This is a genomic window from uncultured Hymenobacter sp. (assembly GCF_964243305.1).
Lineage (GTDB): Bacteria > Bacteroidota > Bacteroidia > Cytophagales > Hymenobacteraceae > Hymenobacter.
Window position 1 is genome coordinate 1 of record NZ_CAXTEF010000006.1, and the last position, 21,977, is coordinate 21,977.

At 59.9% G+C, this 21,977-nt stretch carries 16 protein-coding genes and 1 pseudogene; 7 read left to right on the forward strand and 10 right to left on the reverse strand.

Annotation, left to right across the window (positions count from 1 at the left end):
- Both ACFE70_RS05560 and ACFE70_RS05565 read left to right on the forward strand, forming a co-directional pair.
- Positions 1 to 419: pseudogene (locus tag ACFE70_RS05560) on the forward strand (sugar MFS transporter); the annotation flags it as partial.
- Positions 420 to 490: 71 nt separating this feature from the next.
- The gene (locus ACFE70_RS05565) at positions 491 to 2,482 is read left to right on the forward strand and encodes a hypothetical protein (RefSeq protein ID WP_375416731.1); all 1,992 of its coding nucleotides are present in this window, start codon (positions 491 to 493) and stop codon (positions 2,480 to 2,482) included.
- 323 nt (positions 2,483 to 2,805) lie between these two features.
- Here ACFE70_RS05565 and ACFE70_RS05570 read toward each other — a convergent pair whose 3' ends face one another.
- From ACFE70_RS05570 to ACFE70_RS05590, 5 genes are all read right to left on the reverse strand, one after another.
- Complete coding sequence (locus ACFE70_RS05570; RefSeq protein WP_375416732.1) at positions 2,806 to 3,630, reverse strand: polysaccharide deacetylase family protein; 825 nt, start codon at positions 3,628 to 3,630, stop codon at positions 2,806 to 2,808.
- 114 nt (positions 3,631 to 3,744) lie between these two features.
- Positions 3,745 to 4,980: a glycoside hydrolase family 27 protein gene (locus ACFE70_RS05575; protein WP_375416733.1), complete on the reverse strand. Its 1,236-nt coding sequence runs from the start codon at positions 4,978 to 4,980 to the stop codon at positions 3,745 to 3,747.
- A 137-nt stretch (positions 4,981 to 5,117) separates the two neighbouring features.
- Complete coding sequence (locus tag ACFE70_RS05580; RefSeq protein ID WP_375416734.1) at positions 5,118 to 6,257, reverse strand: glycan-binding surface protein; 1,140 nt, start codon at positions 6,255 to 6,257, stop codon at positions 5,118 to 5,120.
- Positions 6,258 to 6,371: 114 nt separating this feature from the next.
- Positions 6,372 to 8,036 carry a RagB/SusD family nutrient uptake outer membrane protein gene (locus ACFE70_RS05585; protein WP_375416735.1) on the reverse strand — a complete coding sequence of 555 codons (1,665 nt, stop codon included), beginning with the start codon at positions 8,034 to 8,036 and terminating at the stop codon, positions 6,372 to 6,374.
- 24 nt (positions 8,037 to 8,060) lie between these two features.
- Entirely contained in the window at positions 8,061 to 11,255 is a 3,195-nt protein-coding gene (locus tag ACFE70_RS05590) for a SusC/RagA family TonB-linked outer membrane protein (protein WP_375416736.1), read from the reverse strand.
- 681 nt (positions 11,256 to 11,936) lie between these two features.
- Here ACFE70_RS05590 and ACFE70_RS05595 point away from each other — a divergent pair.
- The 3 genes from ACFE70_RS05595 (at position 11,937) to ACFE70_RS05605 (ending at position 14,568) form a co-directional block, all read left to right on the forward strand.
- On the forward strand, positions 11,937 to 12,350 hold the full coding sequence (locus tag ACFE70_RS05595; protein ID WP_375416737.1) for a hypothetical protein: 414 nt from the start codon (positions 11,937 to 11,939) through the stop codon (positions 12,348 to 12,350).
- A gap of 175 nt (positions 12,351 to 12,525) precedes the next feature.
- Positions 12,526 to 13,191: an SOS response-associated peptidase gene (locus ACFE70_RS05600; RefSeq protein ID WP_375416738.1), complete on the forward strand. Its 666-nt coding sequence runs from the start codon at positions 12,526 to 12,528 to the stop codon at positions 13,189 to 13,191.
- 144 nt (positions 13,192 to 13,335) lie between these two features.
- On the forward strand, positions 13,336 to 14,568 hold the full coding sequence (locus ACFE70_RS05605; protein ID WP_375416739.1) for a sensor histidine kinase: 1,233 nt from the start codon (positions 13,336 to 13,338) through the stop codon (positions 14,566 to 14,568).
- A 105-nt stretch (positions 14,569 to 14,673) separates the two neighbouring features.
- On the opposite strand, the gene treF is transcribed toward ACFE70_RS05605, so the two are convergent.
- Positions 14,674 to 16,359 (reverse strand): alpha,alpha-trehalase TreF, encoded by a 1,686-nt coding sequence (gene treF / locus ACFE70_RS05610; protein WP_375416740.1) that lies wholly within the window; start codon positions 16,357 to 16,359, stop codon positions 14,674 to 14,676.
- 199 nt (positions 16,360 to 16,558) lie between these two features.
- Between treF and ACFE70_RS05615 the strand changes: the two genes are divergently transcribed.
- Positions 16,559 to 16,849, forward strand: coding sequence for a hypothetical protein (locus ACFE70_RS05615; RefSeq protein WP_375416741.1), 291 nt, complete (start codon positions 16,559 to 16,561; stop codon positions 16,847 to 16,849).
- Positions 16,850 to 17,121: 272 nt separating this feature from the next.
- On the opposite strand, the gene ACFE70_RS05620 is transcribed toward ACFE70_RS05615, so the two are convergent.
- Entirely contained in the window at positions 17,122 to 18,222 is a 1,101-nt protein-coding gene (locus ACFE70_RS05620) for a sensor histidine kinase (RefSeq protein WP_375416742.1), read from the reverse strand.
- A 160-nt stretch (positions 18,223 to 18,382) separates the two neighbouring features.
- Here ACFE70_RS05620 and ACFE70_RS05625 point away from each other — a divergent pair, with 160 nt between their 5' ends.
- Entirely contained in the window at positions 18,383 to 19,414 is a 1,032-nt protein-coding gene (locus ACFE70_RS05625) for a hypothetical protein (RefSeq protein WP_375416743.1), read from the forward strand.
- Positions 19,415 to 19,499: 85 nt separating this feature from the next.
- On the opposite strand, the gene ACFE70_RS05630 is transcribed toward ACFE70_RS05625, so the two are convergent.
- The 3 genes from ACFE70_RS05630 to fumC form a co-directional block, all read right to left on the reverse strand.
- A complete protein-coding gene (locus ACFE70_RS05630; protein WP_375416744.1) occupies positions 19,500 to 19,688 on the reverse strand; it encodes a hypothetical protein in 189 nt (62 codons plus the stop codon).
- On the reverse strand, positions 19,660 to 20,190 hold the full coding sequence (locus ACFE70_RS05635; RefSeq protein WP_375416745.1) for a hypothetical protein: 531 nt from the start codon (positions 20,188 to 20,190) through the stop codon (positions 19,660 to 19,662). The genes ACFE70_RS05630 and ACFE70_RS05635 overlap by 29 nt, the downstream gene beginning before the upstream one ends.
- 241 nt (positions 20,191 to 20,431) lie before the next feature.
- Entirely contained in the window at positions 20,432 to 21,826 is a 1,395-nt protein-coding gene (fumC, locus tag ACFE70_RS05640) for a class II fumarate hydratase (RefSeq protein WP_375416746.1), read from the reverse strand.
- Positions 21,827 to 21,977 lie beyond the last annotated feature (151 nt).

Genomic DNA, 21,977 nt, shown 5'->3' on the forward strand with positions numbered 1-21,977 from the left:
TGACGCTCTACTGGACGGCCGCCATGATTGGCCGCTTCGCGGGAGCTTACCTGCTCACCAGGTTTTCGCCGGCCAAGCTGCTGGCCTTTAACGCGGTGGGGGCGGTCGTGCTGGTGCTTATTTCCATTAACACCACGGGCGAGCTGGCCATGTGGAGCCTGCTGGCCGTGGGCCTGATGAACTCCATCATGTGGCCCGTGATTTTCCCGCTGGCCCTGGCCGGGCTGGGCCGCCACACCGAAGAAGGCTCCGGCCTGCTCTGCACGGCCGTGGTAGGCGGCGCGCTCGTGCCCCTGCTTTTCGGCGTCGTGGCCGACCACAGCGGGCTGCGGCTGGCGCTGCTGCTCCCGGTGCTCTGCTACCTCTACATCATGTGGTACGGCCTGCGCGGCAGCCGCCACACCGCAGCCGCGGCGTAGGCACAGAGTTACTTTGACTGGTAAGGCTGGCTAAAGGCTTTCGCTGTCCTCACTACTAATTCCCTACCCCCATGACAAAATCATACGAGTGGCGCCGGCAGCTTTGGCAGCTGCTGGCCGCCACCGGGCTGCTGACCGGCGCCAGTCAGGCTCCGGCCTACGCGCAAACCCAGCTGGCGCCGTGGGGCAACGTGGAAGGCATCCGGGTGCAGGGGCAACTGCTGGAGTTTGAAACCAGCCTGCGCACGGTAGCCCCCAACTGGGGCCGGGTGAGTGCTACCGGCAAGGAGCGGCAGAAGCCCAAGTACACCCGCCAGGGCGCCCGGCAACTGGTCACTACGCTGGTCGACAGCGTGGCTTTTACGGAAACGGTGGAAGACACCCAGGCCGGCCAGGCTCGCGTGACGGTGGCACTGCAAGCCCTGGCGAACCGGCAGCTGCAAGGCAGCTATTTCGCCCTGGCGCTGCCTGGCGAGGCCTTCGCGGCGGGCAGGGTTGAGTTTCTGGATGCGGCGGGCAAGCTGCTGAGCACCCAGCCGCTGGGCAATCAGGCGGCGGACGTTTCAGCGCTGGCCAGCCGGCTGCGGGTCGTCAGCCCTACCCGCCAGGTAGAAGTCAGCCTGCCGGAGCCGGCCACCGTGGTACTGAAGTCGGCGGCGGCAAACGCTAAAACCTTTCAGCTGTACCTGCCTCTTCAGGAGGGCAGCCTGCGCAAGGGCCAGACGGCCGAAAAAACTTACGGCCTGCGCGCCACCGGCGACATCGACCGCCGGCCTATTCAGCTGACGGTGAACGCCGCGCAGCCGGGCCGCCCGTTCGATGGCCTCGGGGGCAACTTCCGGCTTCAGAATTCTTCGGGCGACCCCCAGGTGATTGACTACTCTCTGAAAAACCTGCGCGTGGCCTGGGGCCGGGTCGAGATGCCCTGGCAACTCTGGCAGCCCGACCTTGCCACCGACCCGACCGCGGCGGCCCAGCAGGGCCGACTGGCGCCCCACGTGAAAGAGTCGATGGAAATGGCGCAGCGCCTGAGCCGGCTGGGGATGCCGGTTATCGTGACGGCGTGGTCGGCGCCGGCCTGGGCCATCGTGGGCCCGCCCGCCTCCGGCAACGGGCCGGGGCCGGACGGCATCTGGGGCAATCCGCTCAACCCCGCCACCCTGCCGGCCAGCTACAAGTCTATTGCCGACTACCTGGTGTATTTAAAAGAGCAGTATGGCGTGGAAGCGGCCATGTTTTCCTTTAATGAATCGGACCTGGGCATCAACGTGCGCCAAACCGGCCCCGAGCACGCCGACCTGATCAAGAACCTCGGCGCCTACTTCGCTACCCGCGGACTGAAAACCAAGCTGCTGCTGGGCGACAACTCCGACGCGACGACTTACGAGTTTATCTACCCGGCCATGCGGGACCCAGCCGTGCGCCCCTACCTCGGCGCGGTGTCGTTCCACTCGTGGCGGGGCTGGGAAACCGAAACCCTGCAAAAGTGGGCCGACGCGGCCACCCAATTGCAGCTGCCCCTGCTCGTGGGCGAAGGCAGCATCGACGCCGCCGCCTGGAGCTACCCGGCCGTGTTTGAGGAGGAAACTTACGCCCTGGCCGAAATCAACCTCTATACTCGCCTGCTCAATATCTGCCAGCCCGCCAGCATCTTGCAGTGGCAGCTTACGTCCGACTATTCACCGCTGGCCGGAGGCGGCATCTTCGGCAACAATGCCCCGCTGCACCCCACCCAGCGGTTTTGGAACCTCAAGCAGCTGGCCGCCACCCCAGCCGGGCTCGCCGCCCTGCCCATCACCGCCGACCGGCCCAACCTGGCCTGCGCCGCCCTGGGCAACGCCGCGCAAGGCCAGTACGCCTTTCACCTGGTCAATAACGCCGCCGCCCGCCAGGTCACGCTAACCGGCTTGCCCGCCAACCTCAAGAAGCTCTACACCTACACCACCGACAGCCGGCGGGCCGTGCAAAAAGGCCGGGCCGTGAAGGTGTCCCGCACCGGCCAGGCGCGCTTCACCCTCGATGCCCGCAGCTATACCACGCTGGTGAGCCAAGAGCTTCAGTAATCAGGCCAGGCATCTTCTACAACTGGCTCCGCCCCAGCCCAGCAAAAAGGCCGCCTCTAAGTCAGAGGCGGCCTTTTTGCTGGACGGTTTTACAGGTAGTAGAGACGCAATATCTTGCGTCTCCTCGCGTGCGAATCGTTCAACGACGAGACGTAAAATAGTGCGTCTCTACCTCATTTAGGCCAGCCAAAAGCTTACTCAAACAGCTTCTAAGTCAGAGGCAGCCTTTTTTGCTGGCCGGCTTCACTAGTGGCAGCGAACAGCGGCGGGGAAACGCTCCACTTCGTGTCCGCACCGGCAGCAGGGGGGTAGGCGCCCGGAAATCAGCGGGGCTTTTCGGCTGAGGCGGCCTGCTGCCGGGACCTGATTTTTTCGGCTACTTCGACCATCGGGGCAACCCAGATTTCCTGCTCGTGGGCTTTGAGGTAGCGCAGCAGCTGGCGGTGGGCGGCGAGGTCGACGTTGAGGCTGTGGCCGCCGCCTACGCCGTGGAAGAGAAACACGAGCAGGGTGTGGGTCTGCTGGGCCTGCTTGACTAAATCAATCAGGTAGGTGGCGGGCTGGCTGTTAATCGAGTAGGCGTTGATGTTGGTGAGGTCGACCTGCGCGGGGGTTTGCAGGCCGGCGGTGACGCCCCGAGCCCCAACGAAATCAGCTTGCAGCTGGTCGTAGAAGTTGACGCCGCCGAGCTGGCGGTCGCCGCAGGGGTAGGCGAAGGTGCGGGCGGTGCGGCCGTCGATGGCCGTGAGCAGCGTGTTGGTGGCGCGCACTTCGCTCACGGCCCGGCTCAGGGTGTACTTACTCAGGTCGTTGTCGGGCGTGACGAAGCCGCGGCCGGGCAGGCTGCCGTCGCAGGGGTGCATGAGGGCGTGGTTGCCCAGCTCGTGGCCGCGCTGAGCGGCCCGGCGCCACTCGGGCAGGCGGCGGGCCACGACGGCGGAAGAGCCAATGAGGTAGAAGGTGCCGCGCAGCTGAAGCGAGTCAAGGGCCGGGATGGCCGCGTCGAGGTCGGCGTCGATGGCGTCGTCGTAGGTGAGCACCACGGCGCACTGCTTGTTATTCCAGGGCATGGTGGTCTGGGCCCGGCTGGCGGCGCAACTGGTGAGCAGCAGGGCAGCGGTAAGGCGCAGGAGGGAGAGTTGGTCCACGGGATTCGAGAGAGTAATCAGCGGCTCAACGCGGGAGGGGGGAGTAGGGAATGGATTGTTAAAGCCCCGCGCTGTGCGCCTCATGCCGCGGCCAGCTCCGCCCAGCGCAGAAGCTCATTTGCCCGGCGCCAATGTCAGCAGCACCACATCGTGGGTGGGCACCGTGGCTTTGAAGGCTTTCCGGGTGTTGCCCGCGTCCTTTCGGGCCCACACGTTGCGGACGCGGTAGGTGTTTTTGGCGGCGTCAAGTGCCGTTTTCGACAGCTCATCCACTACCGGCGTGGCTTTCCAGTCGAAGCTCACGGCCTGGGGCCGCTTGCTGCGGTTGAGGAACGTGACGGCCCAGCGGCCGTCAGCAAGCGGCTTGAGCCAGGTCTCCACACTGTCCTTCGCGGCGTAGCGGAATCCTTGAACTCCCAATTTGTCCTGGTTGATGGCCACCGCTTCTTTGTTGGTCAGAATCTCGACGGTTTCCTTTTTCATCGCACGGACATCGTTGCCCGTGATGAGCGGCGCCGCCAGCATGGCCCACATCGTGAAGTGCGCCCGGTCCTCGTTAGCTACCATGCCGTTGCCAACCTCCAGCATGTCCGGGTCGTTCCAGTGGCCGGGACCGGCATACTGGCGCAGGCCATCCTGCTTATCCAGAATGGCCATCACCCCGAACGACTTCCAGGTACCGTGGTCCTCGATGCAGTCGAAGCAGTTGTAAATATCGCCGGTGGTGCGCCACAAGTGCCCCACGGCCGGGCCCCAGCTCCAGGGCTTGTCGGTGCCCCATTCGCAGATGCTGAGCACGACGGGCCGACCGGCTTTGCGCAACGCCGCCGTCATGGTTTTGTAGGCGCCTTCGGCCTTGAGGCCTTCGGTGTTGCACCAGTCGTACTTGAGGTAGTCGACGCCCCAGCTGGCGTACATCTGGGCGTCCTGAAACTCGAAGCCCCGACTGCCGGGCCGGCCGCCGCAGGTTTGGGAGCCGGCATCGGAATACACCCCAAACTTGAGGCCTTTGCTGTGCACGTAGTCGGCCAACGCCTTCATGCCGGAGGGGAAGCGCTTGGGGTCGGGGTGAATAAAGCCCTGCGCGTCGCGGTCGCCGTGCCAGCAATCGTCGATGTTGATGTACGTGTAGCCGGCGTCGCGCATGCCGGAACTTACCATCGCATCGGCCACCTGCCGGATAAGGTTCTCATCGACGTTGCAGGCAAACTTGTTCCAGCTGTTCCAGCCCATCGGCGGCGTCAGGGCCAGCCCCTCGTATTTCTGGTAGTTCTGAACGTAGTTGTTGCCCTGGCTCAGGGCCGGGCCGACGGCGCTCAAGCCGAGCAGCAGTAAAAGCAGTTTTTTCATACCTGGCAGAATGAATTAGTAGCGGCAGTGAAAAGAAAAGGAGCAGTGGCTTGACCTATCAAGCTACTGCTCCTCCTTGAATAAGAACGCATTTTCCTACCCCCTCTTTTGCACCCGATGCCTCACGGCTCTATCGGTTAATTTTTGGGAACAATTCGGAAGTTGTCAAACGAAATATCCGCGTCCAGTATCGCGCCTCCGAATAGCACTACCCTGACCTCGTGCATGGCTTTCTCCGGTATGGGCTTGGTGATAAACTGGTTCAGGTCGATGCTTCTCGTGACCCACTTGCCCTTGGTAGTGAAGGAAGCAGCAGTTGCATCCCACACGTAGGTGTTGAGCGGAGGATTTCCGCCTGGGTCTCCATCAATCGCAATCAGCAGCTTATTGTTGTTGAATATCTTGAGCGTGTTAATCTCAAACTTCAAGGCGTAGTTGCCGGGGTTGACAAGTGCATCGGCCGGGATAACAATGTTGTTGTTGGCGCTGAGTTCTGTCCAGGCCCACGCATCGACAACTTTATTTACCCGCACGTAAGACCCGCTGATAGCTCCCGGACTAGCCGCGTTGGTGATGAAGTCAGTTCCCCCCCACACGCTGCCGTTGGTGTCGTAGCTGAAAATGATGTTGCGGCCGTCTCTGAAGCGCCCTCCCGGCATAGTCGTGGTCACGCCGTTGGCATCAACTACTTTGACCTCGCTGTTTGCCGCAACCCCGGCCGGCACTACAAAGAATACCGAGTCAGCCGTGCTCCGGGTAATGGCGACGGCCGTTTCGCCCAGCATCACCTTGCCGGTTTGCGGCGTCACGCCATACAAGTCAAAGAACTTACCTACTAAAACAGCCTGCTCTCCCTCAACCGCGTACTCGTTTGTTAGCGAGGACAAACTGAGCGAAGGAACAACAACTGTATAGGGGCTATCCGCGCTTCCACCATCCGTTACAACTGATATCTTGTTTGTGACCTCCTTGGGCACTGCCCGCGGAACACGCAGGGTGATTTCGTTCTGGGTGATGTAAGCGTCAGTCAGGTCAGCCTCAATATCATTAAAAAGCACCTGCTTTACGTTGCAGAAGTTGCTGCCCTGAATAATAACCCAATCAGTCAGGTTGCCAGTGGTCGCAGCCGCGTCTCGCTTGGTAGGCATCGTCACTCCGCTAATAGAGGGAGTGCCACCGCACACATCATCTGATTCCTTTTCGCAGGAGGAAAAGGCAATAGCACCCAGTAGTAAAGCCGAAGCCCAAATCTTGGTGGACTGAGTAGGTATGTTCATCGTAGAATTTTACTGTAAATGTGAGAGTGTGAGACGTTTGCTGCTTAGTGCTACCTGCTTCAGACTTTTCAACCCAAAGTAGATAACACTAAGTTTCAGCAGCCACGCTAAGAACTACCAGCCAGGATTTTGATTGCCTAACGCTTTGTTGGAGTTGATTTCACCAGTTGGGATAGGGAACAGCAGGTGCTTCTCCGAACGGGTCTTGGTCACGTTGTTTTCATCAACGCCGATTGCGTTCATTACGGGCAGGTAGATTCCCCAGCGCAGCAGGTCCCAGCGGCGGTCACCTTCCAGAGCCAACTCACGGCGACGCTCTTCCAGCACAAAGGAGCGGAACTCCTGCTGGTTTAATGCCCTAACCTCACTGGCGCTATTGCGCCGACGAAGCTTGTTTACTGCCTCCAGGGCTTCAGCTGTCGGCCCACCATTCACCTCATTGGCAGCTTCAGCATAAATCAGCAGCACATCCGGGTAGCGCAACAAGGGAAAGTTGAAGTTAGCCCGCCCGAAAGAGCGGTCAGTAACTGCTTCAAACTTCCGCAAGCGGGCGATGTGGTCAGAATCCAAGCCCGAGATGTCGCTAGGCATATAGCCGTACTTCTCACGCTTGGCCTGAGCGACCTCAGTAGTGTCGTGGCCATTCACTACCGCGCTATCGCGTATCGGGTAATAGTGAACGCCCTGATACATCTTCCAGCGATGCAGTACGCCCTCCGTGATACGCTGGTCGGTTGGCTCAAAATTGCTGTACCAATGGTCGGAAACCCCAATCCAGCCACCTTCAATCTCGCCGTTAGACTGGATGCGCCCAATGCGGAAACGCGAAATCTCATTGCCGTAGGTGCCATCGTTGGAGATGGTCTGCAACGACCACATATGTTCTCCCCTGTTCTGATTAGCCACCGTCCATACATCGGCGTAGCTGGGGAAAAGCTGATATTCCCCGCTGCTCATTACTTCCTGGGCCTTATCCGCCGCCAACTTGAAGTACTCAGCTGAGTTTACGCCTGTCAGGCCGGCTACCTGTGTTTTATTAACATTGATTGCCTGGGGATTAACAAGCTGTTTCTCGCCGGCTACCAGCTCCACTGCCCTACCCCCCCTTACAGTCACCTGACCACTAGACAAAGCGCCGGAGGCCATAGTCACGTAAACCTTGGCCAGCATCCCGCTGGCCACGCCTTTGGTGATTTTGCCCGACTGGTACGGTCCGAGGTTGCTTTCCGCTGACTTCAGGTCTTCGATAATGCGAGCGTATACCTCCTGCACTGGTTTGCGCGGTTGCTGAGGATTCTCACCTTCCGTAATGGCTGTGGTGAAAATTGGTACTTCGCCGTAAGCTCTTACCAGTAGAAAATAAGCCCATCCACGCAGGAAATACAGTTGACCGAGCGCATCTTTCTTCGCAGCCTCATCGGCAGTCAACGCTTGTATCCGCGAGATGGCAAAGTTGCAGCGGTGAATCAGGATGTAGGGACCAGTCCAGGAATAATCAAGGTCCCCGTTGTTGGCGAAGTTGCCGTTGCCGATGCTGCCAAAGGCCCAGCTAGGTCCCGTGGTGTCATCAGCGTCGTAGTCCCAGTTATTCGGGAACGGGCCCCAGCGGAACATCGGGTCCGCTACCAGCGTGTTAAGAGCCCCGTTGACGTAAGAATCAATGTTTGAAACCTGGCCTGGAGAGACGGCATCCAGTGGAGTCTCCGTAAGAAAATCCTTACAGGCCGTTGTGGCCAGCGAACCAGCAAGAAGCAGCGTGAAAATCTTAAGCTTTTTCATAAAATGAGTCAACCCTGTTAAGAATTAGAATCCGGCGCGAACCCCAATGGTGAACGTGCGGCTGTTGGGGTAGGAATTCATATCAACTCCACGGCGGGAGGCATCGCTACCGAAAGCATTCACGTCCGGGTCATACCAGCTGTAATTGGTCCAGGTGAACACGTTGCTAACGCTGGCATAGACATTCACTGATTCGATGAAATTAACCGGCTTCTTGAAAAGGTAGCCAACGTTAATGTTCTTCAGGCGCACGTAGGAGCCATCTTCAATGAGGCGGTCCGAGATAGGCCGCAGGCGTGAGTCGGTGGCCAGCGATTTAGGCCAGGTAGCATTAGCGGCATTCTCAGGAGTCCAACGGCCATCATAGACAAACTGTGGGATGTTGCCGACCTGATTCTGCTTAATCTGATACAGGTTGGTGTTCACAATGTCGTTACCCTGCACCCCTTGTAGGAAAACACTCAGGTTGAAGTTGCCAAAAGTGAAGTTGTTGGTTACCCCGAAGTTGTAATCCGGATTGGTGTTACCGATGATTCGACGGTCGTTATTACCAATGACGGTCGGGTCATTGTCGAAATTCTTGTACTTAATTTCTCCAATCATCGTCCGCTGCACTGTTTCAGGCTGATTAGCATACTGTGGGTCAGCGACTACTTCCGCCAGGTTATCATAGAAGCCATCTTCCACGAGTCCATAAACAGCGCCGATAGGCTGACCGTTCCGCTGTAAGAATACACCTTCCACATTATAGTAGAGACGCGGAGCAAACTGGTCAGCTGGTAGGTCTAGAATCTGGTTGCGGTTGAACGAGATGTTAGCATTTACATCCCACTTGAAGCGGGGGGTAGATAAGAGTGCGCCAGTGGCAGAAACCTCCAGACCCTTGTTCTCTACCGTTCCAAAGTTGGCCAGTTGACTTGCAAAGCCAGTGCTTGGGCCAGTGCCAAGATTTTGCAACAAGTCGAAAGTCTTCTTTCTATAAACATCGACCGTGAGGTTAAACCGGTTTTGCATGAAGCCCATGTCAACGCCCGCATTGAATTGGTCGGTCGTTTCCCACTTCAGGTTTGGGTTAGCTGGCCCACGCCAGGTGAAATCGGCGTAGCCTGGCTGCAAAGCGCCGGAATTAGGATAAGGAGAATACCCCAGGAGCGCTAGCGTTCTGTTATTATCAATGCCTTGATTACCCGTCTGCCCGAAGCCGACGCGGAACTTCAAGTTGCTGAATACATTCAGGTTTTGCACGAAGACCTCCTCTGAGGCATTCCAGGCAAGGGCAAAAGAGGCGAAGTTACCCCATTTGTTCGCTGCCGCAAACCGGCTCGACCCATCCCGACGGAAGGTGGCAGTAGCTAAGTAACGACCTTTGTAGCTGTAGTTTACTCGACCGAGGAAGGACACCAGGGAGTTCTCGCCTTTACCGCTGGCCAGCGTTTTCTTATCTGAGCCGGCAGCCAGGTTATTATTTCCCAATATGTCATCCGGGAAGTTCTCGACTGCCAAACTATGGTTAAAATAATAGCCCGTTTCACGGGTAGCACCAACCACGGCATTGATGTTATGGTCCTGGCCAAACGTGCGGTTGAAGTTCAGGAGCGACTCGAGGGTAATACCGCGCCAGGTATCATCCGACACGGAGGCAAAGCCGTTGTTGGCGCGGGGTGCCCGCCCCTCTTGCAGCTGCCGGTTGTAATATACTTCGCGGGTGCCCACGTTGTAGTTTACGCCGAGGTTCTGGCGGAAGCTGAGGTAATCCGTGAAGCGCACCTGGGCATACGACGAGGAGAAGATGCTGGTGGTGCTCGTCTGATCTTTCGCCGTGCGGGTATAGATGTAGGGGTTGGCGGCTGAAAACCAGGAAATATTATTTTCACGGGCTAGGTTATTGGGGTCCGAAACCGGGTAGGTAGCGGGGAAGCTCAGCGCGGAGCTAACGATGCTGGCCTCGTTGCCGGCGTTGTTGGAGCGGCTCAGGTTGTAGTTGCTGAACGTAATGTTGTTGCTGCTGCCAATCTCAATCCACTTGTGAATTTTGCGGGAAATGTTGGCTTGCAGACCGTAGCGCTTAAAGCCAGAATTGTAGATAATACCTTGCTGATCCAACATATTGCCGGATAGCGAATAGTTGCCCTTATCATTACCACCCGACACGCGAAGGGTATAATCCTTAGTAAGCGCCCGGCGGAAGATTTGATCCTGCCAGTCAGTTCCTTTGAACCCAGCCTGGTAAGCAGTACCGTTTGGCAAGCCATTCAGGTAATCCTGCGGTCCGGGCAGGTACACAGAGTCTCCCAGCAGTGTGTCGAAGCCCCGGATGCCAGGAAAAGGCAAATTTACCGTTGGGTCAAAACCGTTATAGGTAATAGCATTTTGAGCAGCCTCATTCTGGAACAGTGCGTACTGATAAGCATCCAGAACTTTCACACGCTTTGAAACTTCCGAGAGACTGGTATTGGCAATAAACTCGATGCGGTCTTCGCCGGCTCGACCTTTCTTGGTCGTAATCATCACCACCCCGTTGGAACCGCGCGAGCCGTAGATAGCCGTAGCGGAGGCATCCTTCAGAATCTCCATCGACTCAATGTCCTGCGGATTGATATAGGACAGGGCATTAGTCTGCTGGTGTTGGTTGTCACTAGTCGCTGACGCTGGCGTGAGGAACGGAATACCGTCGATTACATATAGCGGCTCGCTACCCGTAAAGGAGTTGGCGCCACGAACGGTGAGGCTGATACCCGCGCCGGGTGCCCCATCGCTGCGGTTTACTACTACCCCGGCCACCTGGCCTTGCAGGCCCTGGTTGATGCTGGTAGGAATGGTTTTGAGCAGGTCGTCGGTTCTGACCGAGGAGATGGCGCCGGTTACGTCGCTCCTCTTTTGCGTACCGTAGCCCACTACCACGACCTCGTCAAGTGCTTTTCTATCCGCTCTTAAGCTAATACTAATGTCGGACTTGCCTTTAGCAGAAATCTCCTGAGCTTGGAAGCCTACGAAGGAGAAGACCAATGTGACATCATCGTTGGGAACCGAAAGTGAATAGGTGCCGTCGACACTGGTTACGGTACCAATGGTAGTGCCTTTGACCACCACGTTCACGCCGGGCATACCTTCGTTATTAACTGCGTCGGTCACGACGCCCTTGAGGGCGACCTGAGCAAACAGTTGCGCCGGCCCCATAAGTAGGGCTAGCAGAAAGACTAAGGATAAAATCTTCTTCATACAGTTGAGTGAAAGGGGTGAGAATTGAAGCTGCGAGTACTAGGGAATAGGTTTGGTGTCAGGAAGAGCAAGGGATGAACTGCAGTGAGTAGGAAGCAGTATAACTCAAAGCCTGTTAACTGGTGTGGTCGTAATCGTTTGCGGAGACATCGCATCAAACTAAAAGGTTTTAGCAAAATGAAGTTATCATACAGTAAATATAATGGGAAGCAAGTATGACTTTGCAGGACCCGGCAACGATTGCGGCCGAAAGTTAGTTTACTAAAAGGTTTTAGCAAAATTTTTTCAATAAAAATTTGTCTTCGCGGTTGAGAAATGTCAGCAAGCTGTGTTTAAGGGTTGAAATTCCCCTTCAATGCCAGCTTACAAAATCCTACTGGCTTTGCTGGTCAAGAAAAACTCGTGGATCATGCCTACTTCTAGTTGACAGAGATTTCCCCCGGTGGTAACCTAATAGAAGGATAAATCTATTACCTGACCTCTATCGGTCTCAAACTCGCCGAAGCGACAACTCTTAACGTGCTCGTAAGTGCACAATACCGTCTAATTGGTGAACTGAGGTGGTCGAGTAAAACTGGACAGAATAGGCCACGAAAATCCAGGCGCGGCTACTTTGGGGCATCGTTTCCACATCGCGAGTGCCTAGTCGGTGGTAGCGACTGAGCCAAGCAAAACTGCGCGGTGCTGACCGGCTACGAGCTGGGCTTGTCGGCGGCCCTGAAGAAGGGCTCCGACCTCTGGCTCAACACGCCGCGCTTCCCGCGCGAGGCCTCCGGCACCAGCGGCATGACCGCGGCCATGAACGCCTGCGTCAACCTGAGCATCGCCGACGGCTGGATTCCCGAGTTCACCCGCCCGGGCGAAAACGGTTTCCTCATCCCCCACTCACCCGTCGAGCTGCCGGAGCACGTGAGGGACGATGCCGAAGCCACGGCCCTGCTCGACGTGCTCGAAAACACGATTCTTCCCCTGTACTACAACCGGCCCCAGGACTTTCTGAGAGTAGCCAAAACGGCCCTGAAAGACGTGGAGCCCACGTTTGAGAGCGGGCGCATGGCCCGGGAATACTATGAGCAGCTGTATGCGGTGCAGTAGGGGGTAGGGGTAAGCGAAGTAGAAGTAAACAGAACGTCATGCTGAGCGTAAGCGAAGCATCTCGCCTGAAGCAGTAAATCAATCGTTGCTCACCATTGATTACTTCCTCCTGCGAGATGCTTCACTTCGCTCAGCATGACGTTCTGTTTGTTTTCCATCTAATTTCCCTACCCCTATGTGTGGCCGCTACACCTTCGTTACTCCCGCGCCCTCCGCCGAGCAGCGCTTCGGGGCCCAGCCCAAGGGCGCCCCCGTCCCGACGACCTACAACGCGGCGCCTTCGCAGGCCCTGCCCATCATCACCAACGCCGCGCCCGGCCAGATTCAGCTCGTGCGCTGGGGCCTGGTGCCGGGCTGGAGCAAGGACCCCACCACCGGCCCCAAGCCCATCAATGCCCGCGCCGAGACGCTGGCCGAGAAGCCCAGCTTCCGGCAGCTGCTGGCCCGTAAGCGCTGCCTGGTGCTGGCCGACAGCTTCTACGAGTGGCAGGCCACCGAGCGGGGCAAGATTCCGCACCGCATCTTGCTGAAGGAGGAGCAGCCCTTCGCCTTCGCCGGCCTCTGGGACGAGTGGCTCGACCGCGGCACCGGCGAGCTGCACCCGACGTTCACCATCATCACCACCGAGCCCAATGAGCTGATGGCCCGGCTGCACAACCGGATGCCCGTCATCCTGCCCAGCCGCGAAGCCGAGCTGGCCTGGCTCTCGGATGACAGCAAGCCCGCCGACCATCAGCAACTGCTCGTGCCCTACGATGCCCGGCTCATGCGCGAGTATGCCGTGACCACGCGGGTGAACTCGCCGGCTAATAACGACGCGGAGGTGCTGGCGGCGGCGTAGCCCGCCAATGGGCGTCCGGGCGGATTTTTCGCTGCGGGGCAATGGCTGGTCAAGTCCCCAAACACGCATTTTTGCTTTACTCGCTGCCTGTGGCTCGGAGTACTTTTCGGGTTTGTCGTCTTTTATTAGAGCGGCACGTACCACGTGCCAGACCTTTTCCGTCGCGGCAGTCCCATCATGGTCCCTACCCCCCCGTCGTCACCCGAAGCCGAAAACCAGGCCCTTCGGGCGGAAATTCAGCAGTTGCGCGCCGACCAGGCTGCCAATGCGGCGCAGCAGGCCACGGCCGACAAGTACGAGCAAAGCCAGGTGCGTTTTCGCACCGTGTTCGACCAATCGCCGCTGGGCCAAAAAATCATCGACGCCGACCTGATTATCCGGCAGGCCAACCCGGCCGTGATAGCCATGCTGGGCTTCACCCGCACCGACGAGCTGGTGGGGCGGCGCATCCTAGAGTTTACCCACCCCGACTACCGCGCCGATTGGGCCCGCTTGCAGGAAAGCCTGTGGGCCCACCGGACGCCCTATTTCACCTTAGAAACCTGCCTTATCCGCCAAAGCGGCGCCTCCTTTTGGTGCCAGGTCACGTCCGTGCTGTTTCAGGATGAGGACGGCGAGTTGGGCTACACCACCCTAGAAGACATCAGCGAGCGCAAGGAGCTTGCGCTCTCCCACCAGCGCCTTTTCGCCGCGCAAGAGAACTTACTCTACCTGGTGGCCCACGACCTGCAAAGCCCGGTCAACAACATCGAGCTGCTAGTGGACTTGCTGCGCCGCGACGCGGCCGTGCAGCGTATTGAACCCGCGGCGGCCGCGCAGGAGGTACACGCATTTCTGGCGCTGATTGACGAGGCTTGCGCCGACGCCAACACCCTGCTCCGGGACGTGCTTTACCTCGGACAGCTGGAATCAACCCGCCTGGAAAAGAACCACACCGACCTGGGGGCCTTTCTGGCCGAGCGGCTGAAAGTATTCAAGGTCGCGGCGCAAGCCAAAGGCATTGACTTGGCGCTGGACCAGCCGCCGACGGCCGTCTACGCGGCTATTCACGCCGATAAGTTTGGCCGTATCCTGGACAACCTGCTCAGCAACGCGCTCAAGTTTACGCCGGCCGGGGGCCAGATTCACGTGCGCTTGCAGGAGCACGACGGGCAGGTGCGCCTGCTGGTGCAAGACACGGGTTTGGGCATCCCCGCCGACTTGCAGCCCCACGTCTTCGACAAGTTCAGTGCGGCCACGCGCGCGGGCCTCTACGGCGACACCACCACCGGACTCGGCCTGTTCATCACCAAGCAAATCGTGGAGTTGCACCACGGCCATATCTGGCTTGAAAGCAAAGAGCACGAGGGCACCACCTTCTTTATTGACTTCCGCTGAAAGCAGGGCCTCATTCGTTCCTTTTGGCTGTTGTAAAGCACCATTAGATGGGAGCAGGCCCATCGCGGCGCTTGGGAGGAGTGGCGGGGGGTAGGAAATGCGAAACTACTGCGTCTGGTAGCGGTTCAGCAGCCGCAGCAGCACGCCGTTGGTCCAGCCGAAGCCGTCTTGCAGCGGGTACTCGCCGCCGCCGGCGGGCTTGTTCAGGTTCACTACGTCGTACTTCTCCAGCAGCTTGCCGGTTTGGGCAAACACGCGGCTGTTGAGCCTAATCCAGCGGCGGGCAATGGTGTCGGCCAGCGGGCGCTGCTTGTAGCGGTTGAGGCCCTCGATGGCCAGGTATTCGAGCGGCGCCCAGGCATTGGGCGCGTCCCACTGTTGGCCGGTGGCGCTCAGGGTGGTGATGAGGCCGCCGGACTTGAGAAAGCTGGTTTTCAGCACATTGCCTACCCGGCTCGCCTGCGCCGCTGACGCCAGGCCGAAGGTCAGCGGAAACACGCCCGCCAGCGTGCGCACCGCGGAGCGCTGGCGCAGACGCCAGTTATAATCCTGAAACCAGCCGGCCTTGGTATCCCAGCTCAGCGCCAGCAGGGCGGCCCGGCGCCGGCTGGCCTTAGCCGTGTAGAGGCGGGCCTGGGCGGGCTCGCCGGCCACGCGGCTGGCTTCGGCCAGGGTAAGTTCGAGGTTATAAAGCAGGCAGTTCAGGTCCACGGGCACGAGGTCAGTGGTCTGGATGCTGGCCAACCCACTGCCTACCCCCCTCATCCCGAACCAACGGCTGCTGAAGTCCCAGCCCGAAGCAGCGGCGGCCCGCATGTGGCGGTAGAGCTGCGCCGCCGGCTGCTGGCTCTTTTTGGCGGCGGCCACATCCTCGGCGTAGGATTCTTCGCGGGGCTGGTCGCTGTCGTCCCAGTAGCGGTTGAGCACGGCGCCGGTGGGCAGCTTCACCACGCGGCGGGCGGCGGTGCCGGGCCGGAGCTGCTCGGCGCCCTGCATCCAGTAGCGGTATTCGCGCAGCAGGGCGGGGCGGTGGCGCAGCAGCGCGCCGTTGCCCTGGGTCTGGGCGAGCACCTGCACCATGTTGGCGAAGAAAGGCGGCTGCGAGCGGGTCAGGTAATACGTGCGGGTGCCATTGGGCACGAAGCCGTAACGATTAATCAGGTAAGCAAAGTTGTCGGTCAGCTCGTGCAGCAGCTGCGTCTGGCCGGCTTCAGCCAGGCCCAGCATCGTGAAATAGGTGTCCCAATAATACATCTCCCGAAAGCGCCCGCCGGGCACGATGTAGGGCTTGGGCAAGGGCAGCAGCGAGCGGTAAGCGGCCAGCGAGTCGGCGGCCGGGTCGGGGGCAGGCACTGCGGCCGGGCGGGCCAGCACCGTCCAGAGCGTATCGAGGTGGGCGCGCAGGCCGGCCTTGAGGTCGCTCTCGAACGCGGCGGTGCTGTTGGCAGGCACGTCGAAGTGCTGCTCCACGAATGCTTTCAGCTGAAACCCTGGCTGGCTTTTTTCGCGGCGCCAGGCCGCCAGGATGACGGCCGGCCGCTGCCGGGGCGCGGCATCAACAAAGGTTTTGTTGTCGGGGAAAATGCGGCCCAGCTGCACGGCCTCGAACAAACCCGGAAACAGCCGCCGCGGCGAAGCCGGCCGGGCCGGGGCGCCCGCCGCCCTCGCGGCAGCCACCGGTGGCGCCGGCGTGGGCGCGGCGGGCGCGGCCAACTCCGATTGGGCGAAGGTGGCTGATGGCCCGCCCACAAGCACTAGCAGCAGCGAGCAGCGGCGTAATTTTTTCAGCATGACAAAACAAATAGGGGCCGGACGAGCGTTAGGAGGGCAGGATACTGACTTAAGTGTCTTTGCCTTAAGAAAATTTAGGGTTGTGCTCTGCAAAATGGGTACGTATCAGCCTTGAGAAACTGTTCTCACGTCAGCATGTGTTTTAACTGCAAAATGACCTCGTTTTTTTGCAGTTAGCGTGCATTATACTACTTATTTTATGCCCTCTTCTAATAATTCGCTGCTTTTGCTTATCACCGGCCTCAGCCACCACCTGCCGGGGTTGGGCGTGCTGGCCCTGCCAGCCACGCCGGGCCGCTTGCCTTTTCCACTTCACACGGCCCTGGTCGTGAATCTTGGCTTCCCGGCCGGCCACTCTACTCAGGCCGTGGCCACCGTGGAGGAAGTCGACCGCTACGGCATCACTTTTTCCGGCCTGCTCGTGCAGCTCGACGACCTCGCCGACCTGCCGCCGGGCACCCGCATCTGGCTGGCTGGCGGCGAGGCGTAGGGCTCCAATTAACAGCGAGCAATGAGCCCCCGCGGGGCGACCTATCGGTAGAATCCCTACCCCCTCTCCTGTAAGCAAAGCCCCGGCGGGGTGCCCCTACTCAGCTGCGCAAATGGCGCGGCTGGTTGGGGCACTCCGCTGGGGCTTTGCCGTTCTCCTACCCCCCCTCGCTACGAATAGTCCGCCCCTTGGGGCTCACCACGTCAGGGTCTTTGGTGACTGATTCGGGCGGGTGCCGGGCCAGTCAGGGGCGGGCCGGCAACCGCGGCCTCCTACTCCCGCGGCAATTCGACGAAGAAGGTCGTGCCGCGCCCTTCCTCGCTCTCGACCCAAATACGGCCCTGGTGCAGCTCAATAATGGTTTTGACGATGGACAAGCCCAGGCCGGTCGTTTTTTCGCCCCGCAGCCCCGGCCGCCGCACAGGCGTGAAGCGCTCAAATAGCTCGGGCAGGTGCTCGGCCGGAATGCCGATGCCATCGTCGGCCACGCTGAGCAAAAGGTGGTCGGGCTGCCCGGCCACGGCTATTTCGATGTGACCTTCGTCGGGCGTGAACTTGATGGCGTTAGAAATCAGGTTGTTAACTACCTGCTGAAACTTGTTGTAATCAAAGGTGGCGTAGAGGGCCGGCGCCGAAGGCGCGAGCGTGAAGCGCTTGGCAATGAGCTGCTGGTCGAGCTGGTAGTTTTCCAGCACCGTGCGCAACATGGCGACCAAGTCCTGACGCTCCCGCTTGAGGGCCACGTACGAGGACTGCAAAAACTCGTCGTCTACGAAATCCCGAATCAGGCTCACGCCGTCCTGGCAGGTGGTGCGCATCACGGCCAGCTGCCGGACCAGGGTCGGGTCGGCGGCGGGCCCCACCTCGTCGGCCACGTAGTCGGCCAGTTGCTGAAGCAGCGCGAAGGGAGCGGCTAAATCGTGGGAGAGAATCTCCAGGGTGGCGTTTTTCTTGGCGTTGAAGCGGTCAGCATTCTGAGTGTACTCCTTCGCGGTGCTGATGTCTTCGAGGGTGCCGCCGAGCCAGGCCGGCGCGCCCGTGGCCGGGTCGGCGGGGGGGTAGTAGGGCGTCAGGGCCAGCCACTGGTCCGGGCCACCGGCCCGCGTCAGGCGCAGCTCGAGGCGGCTGGGCGCCAGGTCGCCGGCGAGCCAGCCGGACCAGCAGTCGGCCAGGTAAGCCTGGTCGTCGGGGTGCAGGCGGGCGAGCAGGGCCGGCACTTGCGCCGTGGCCCCGGCCGGGCTGAGAGGCAAGCCGAGCACCGGGCCCGCGGCGGCGCTCAGGTACAGCAGCTGCCGGGCGGCCGGGTCGTAGGCGAAAAACACCTGCGGACTGGCCTCAACGAGGCCATGCAGAAAAGCGGGCAGGGAAAACATTGGTCAAATATCCGCCAAAAAGCCTGCCCCACCAAGGGGGAGCTTGTCGGCCTTTAGTGCCCGCCGGGGGGGTAGGAAATTCGCGCCGTGCCGCCCACCCGCCACCCGAAAAGACCTAACTTGCGCTTCTATTCCGGTCTCCTCAACCCGTTTCTACTCAGTGCTTTTTTCTACTTTATTGCCCGGCCGCGCCGTCTGCGCGGCCAGCCTGCTGGCTTCCCTGGCCCTGCTGCCCGCCTGTCAGACCCGCCCCGCCGACTCCGAAGCCGCCGCGGCCGGCGCCCCCGCCACCACGGCCCCCGCCCCTACCCCCCTCGATACCGTCAGGCGCAAGCTGCTGGCCCTGCGGCGCGACTCGCTCCGGGCCGACTCCATCGTGCGCAAGAGCGGGCAGCTGCCGGGCGCCATTTTGCCGGGCCACCGCATTGTGGCGTTTTATGGCAACATTCGCTCGAAGGGCATGGGCATCCTGGGCCGCGAGCCCAAGGAGCAGATGTTCCGCAAGTTCGAGAAGGTATTGGCCGAGTGGCAGGCCGCCGAGCCCGGCCTGCCCATCCAGCCGGCCCTGCACAACGTGACCATCACGGCGCAGGGCGCGGCCGGCAAAGACGGCAAATACCGCCTTATGAACTCCAAGGCTACGATTGAGGAGGTCATCTCCTGGGCCAAAGAGCACAACTGCATCCTGTTTATGGACGTGCAAGTGGGCCTGAGCAACCTGCGCGCCGAGCTGCCCAAGCTGGAGCCCTACCTCAAAGACCCCATCGTGCACCTGGGCATCGACCCCGAGTTCGCGATGGAAACCAAGGGCGTGCGCCCCGGCAAGAAAATCGGCACTTACGACGCCAAGGACGTCAACTACGCGGTGCAGTATCTGGCCCGCATCGTGAGCGAGAACAAGCTGCCGCCCAAGGTGCTCACCGTGCACCGCTTCACGCAGGGCATGATTACGAACTATAAAAACATCAAGCTCGACCCGCGGGTGCAAATCGTGATGCACATGGACGGCTGGGGCGACCCCACGCTGAAAAAGGACTCCTACAAGGCCTACGTCGAGAAGCAGCCCGTGCAGTTCACCGGCTTCAAGCTCTTCTACGAGTACGATGCGCGGCCGGCTCCACATCACATCATGACGCCGCCCGAGATACTGGCCCAGCTTAATCCGAAGCCGCTGTACATTCAGTATCAGTAAGCTATTTCGGAGGTGCTCTCAAACCAAAAGCCCCCTTGCTTCGCAGCCAGGGGGCTTTTTTAGTTGACTCTAAAAGCTCAATGAGCTAAAAGGCGTAGGTGTAGCCGGGAATGCTGACGTGGTTGAGGCGGTAGTATTCGCGGCCGTCTTCAGTTACTAAATACAATTCGGCCTCACCGGGCGCAAAAACAGGCCGGGCCGCCTTGCGAGCATCCCGAATGGCTTGGCGGGGATGCGGCTTCTTTTTAGAACGTTTCGCGGAAGATACTTTCATAGCGCGTGATGATGTTATCGGCCGCCGCCGACTGCTGCATTAGCTGCAACGGGAAGACGAATATACTGCTCGTAAGTGGTCTGGTTACGACGCCATGACGCCGGGGGTTAATCTTTTGTTCCAGCATCCGGGTGTAGAGCCTGAAGCGCTTGGTGTTCGCGTCGCTGGTTTCGGTGAGCAGCGCGGCGGCGATGAAGCCAAAGCAGGCGGCCGGGTCCTGACGCAGAATGCCGGCCATGATGGCCAGCACCGTGCTGCCGAGCTTGCCGGCCGCCTGCTGGTTCGTTTGCAGGCGGTAGCGGTTCACGTCGTGCACTTTGGCGTAGAAATCAACCGTGTACAAGTGGCCGGGATAGGCGTGCACCTCGACCAGGTACTTGCGGCGCGAGTCGTGCGAGTGCACGAAAAACTTGTAGATGTCCTCGAGCAGCCAGCTTTCCCGCCCCGCCGAACGGTTGCGGTTGCGCTGCACGAAGCGGTAAGGCAAGACGGTGTTGAACAAGGGGCAGCAGGGATTGAACGAGCGTCGTGCTGAGCGCAGCGAAGTTGAAGCATCTTGGCTGGGGTAGTAATCCAAATGCGAGACCGTCATGCTGAACGCAGTGAAGCATCTCTACCGCTGACTAACTCCGTCGTTGTTTACCGCTGATTATTTTTCCAGCCAAAATGCTTCGACTCCGCCGCGTCCCTGGCTTGAGGCGCCACATGCTCAGCATGACATTCTTTCAATCCCTACCCCCTCGCTACCGTCCCACCATCTCCTCGGGCTTCATCCACTCGTCATACTCCTCGGCCGTCACGTAGCCCAGCATTACGGCCGTTTCCTTGAGCGTAGAGTTGTTCCGGTGCGCGGTTTGGGCAATTTCGGCAGCCTTGTAGTAGCCAATGTAGGGGTTGAGGGCCGTGACCAGCATCAGGCTGCTGTCGACGTGCTTTTTGATGTTGGGCAAAATCGGCTCGATGCCCACGGCGCACTTGTCATTGAAGCTCACGCACACGTCGCCGATGAGGCGGGCCGAGTGCAGGAAGTTGTAAATCATGAGCGGCTTGAACACGTTCAGCTCGAAGTGGCCGCTCATGCCGCCGATGTTGATGGCCACGTCGTTGCCCATCACCTGGGCCGCCACCATCGTCATGGCCTCGGCCTGCGTGGGGTTCACTTTGCCGGGCATAATGCTGGAGCCGGGCTCATTATCGGGAATGTGCAGCTCGCCGATGCCCGCGCGCGGGCCCGAAGCCAGCAGGCGGATGTCGTTGGCAATCTTCATCAGGCTGGCGGCCACGGTTTTAAGAGCGCCGTGGGCTTCGACGATGGCGTCATGCGCGGCCAAAGCCTCGAACTTGTTTTCGGCCGTGATGAAGGGCAGACCGGTCAGCTCGGCAATGTGCCTGGCAACGTTTTCCGAGTAGCCGGGCGGCGTGTTGATGCCCGTGCCGACGGCCGTGCCGCCCAGGGCCAGCTCCGAGAGGTGGGGTAGGGAATTATGGATGGCGCGCAGGCCGTGGGTGAGCTGCGAGACGTAGCCCGAAAACTCCTGGCCCACGGTGAGCGGCGTGGCGTCCATGAGGTGGGTGCGCCCGATTTTTACGATATCCTTAAACTGCTCTGATTTTGATTTAAGCGTGTCGCGCAGCTTTTCGAGGCCGGGAATGGTGGTTTCGACCAGCATCTGGTAGGCCGCGATGTGCATGGCCGTGGGGAAAGTGTCGTTGCTGCTTTGGCTCTTGTTCACGTCGTCATTCGGCGCGAGGGCCTTTTTCTCGTCCGTGAGCTGGCCGCCTTGCAGCACGTGGCCCCGGTAGGCAATAACCTCGTTGACGTTCATGTTCGACTGCGTGCCGGAGCCAGTTTGCCAGACTACCAGCGGAAACTGGTCCATCAGCTGCCCGGCCAGGATTTCATCCGCCACGCGGCCAATCAGCTCGGCCTTGTCGGCGGGCAGCACGCCGGCGTCGCGGTTGGTGAGGGCGGCGGCTTTCTTAAGCACGGCGAAGGCGCGGATAATTTCCTTGGGCATCCGGTTGATGTCCTGAGCAATGGGAAAGTTCTCGATGCTGCGCTGGGTTTGGGCGCCCCAGTAGGCGTCGGCGGGCACCTGTACGGTGCCCATCGTATCTTTTTCGGGCCGGAAAGTCATAAGGAGGTCTTGGGGCTGGGAAGGAGGAAATCGGGAGGGTTTGGTGAGCCGGCGGCCCAGCAAAAGTACGCTGCCCGGCCCACCCCAGGCAGCCATTGCCGGCGGCGCCACGTACACCAGCAGCCAGTTTCCTTTTCTTTTTCTTATCCTG

Excerpts from the sequence above, each read along its gene's own strand:
- ACFE70_RS05565 (WP_375416731.1), top strand. The coding sequence starts at position 491 with ATGACAAAATCATACGAGTGGCGCCGGCAGCTTTGGCAGCTGCTGGCC.
- ACFE70_RS05575 (WP_375416733.1), bottom strand. The coding sequence starts at position 4,980 with ATGAAAAAACTGCTTTTACTGCTGCTCGGCTTGAGCGCCGTCGGCCCG.
- ACFE70_RS05580 (WP_375416734.1), bottom strand. The coding sequence starts at position 6,257 with ATGAACATACCTACTCAGTCCACCAAGATTTGGGCTTCGGCTTTACTA.
- ACFE70_RS05585 (WP_375416735.1), bottom strand. The coding sequence starts at position 8,036 with ATGAAAAAGCTTAAGATTTTCACGCTGCTTCTTGCTGGTTCGCTGGCC.
- ACFE70_RS05590 (WP_375416736.1), bottom strand. The coding sequence starts at position 11,255 with ATGAAGAAGATTTTATCCTTAGTCTTTCTGCTAGCCCTACTTATGGGG.
- ACFE70_RS05600 (WP_375416738.1), top strand. The coding sequence starts at position 12,526 with ATGTGTGGCCGCTACACCTTCGTTACTCCCGCGCCCTCCGCCGAGCAG.
- treF (WP_375416740.1), bottom strand. The coding sequence starts at position 16,359 with ATGCTGAAAAAATTACGCCGCTGCTCGCTGCTGCTAGTGCTTGTGGGC.
- ACFE70_RS05615 (WP_375416741.1), top strand. The coding sequence starts at position 16,559 with ATGCCCTCTTCTAATAATTCGCTGCTTTTGCTTATCACCGGCCTCAGC.
- ACFE70_RS05620 (WP_375416742.1), bottom strand. The coding sequence starts at position 18,222 with ATGTTTTCCCTGCCCGCTTTTCTGCATGGCCTCGTTGAGGCCAGTCCG.
- ACFE70_RS05630 (WP_375416744.1), bottom strand. The coding sequence starts at position 19,688 with ATGAAAGTATCTTCCGCGAAACGTTCTAAAAAGAAGCCGCATCCCCGC.
- fumC (WP_375416746.1), bottom strand. The coding sequence starts at position 21,826 with ATGACTTTCCGGCCCGAAAAAGATACGATGGGCACCGTACAGGTGCCC.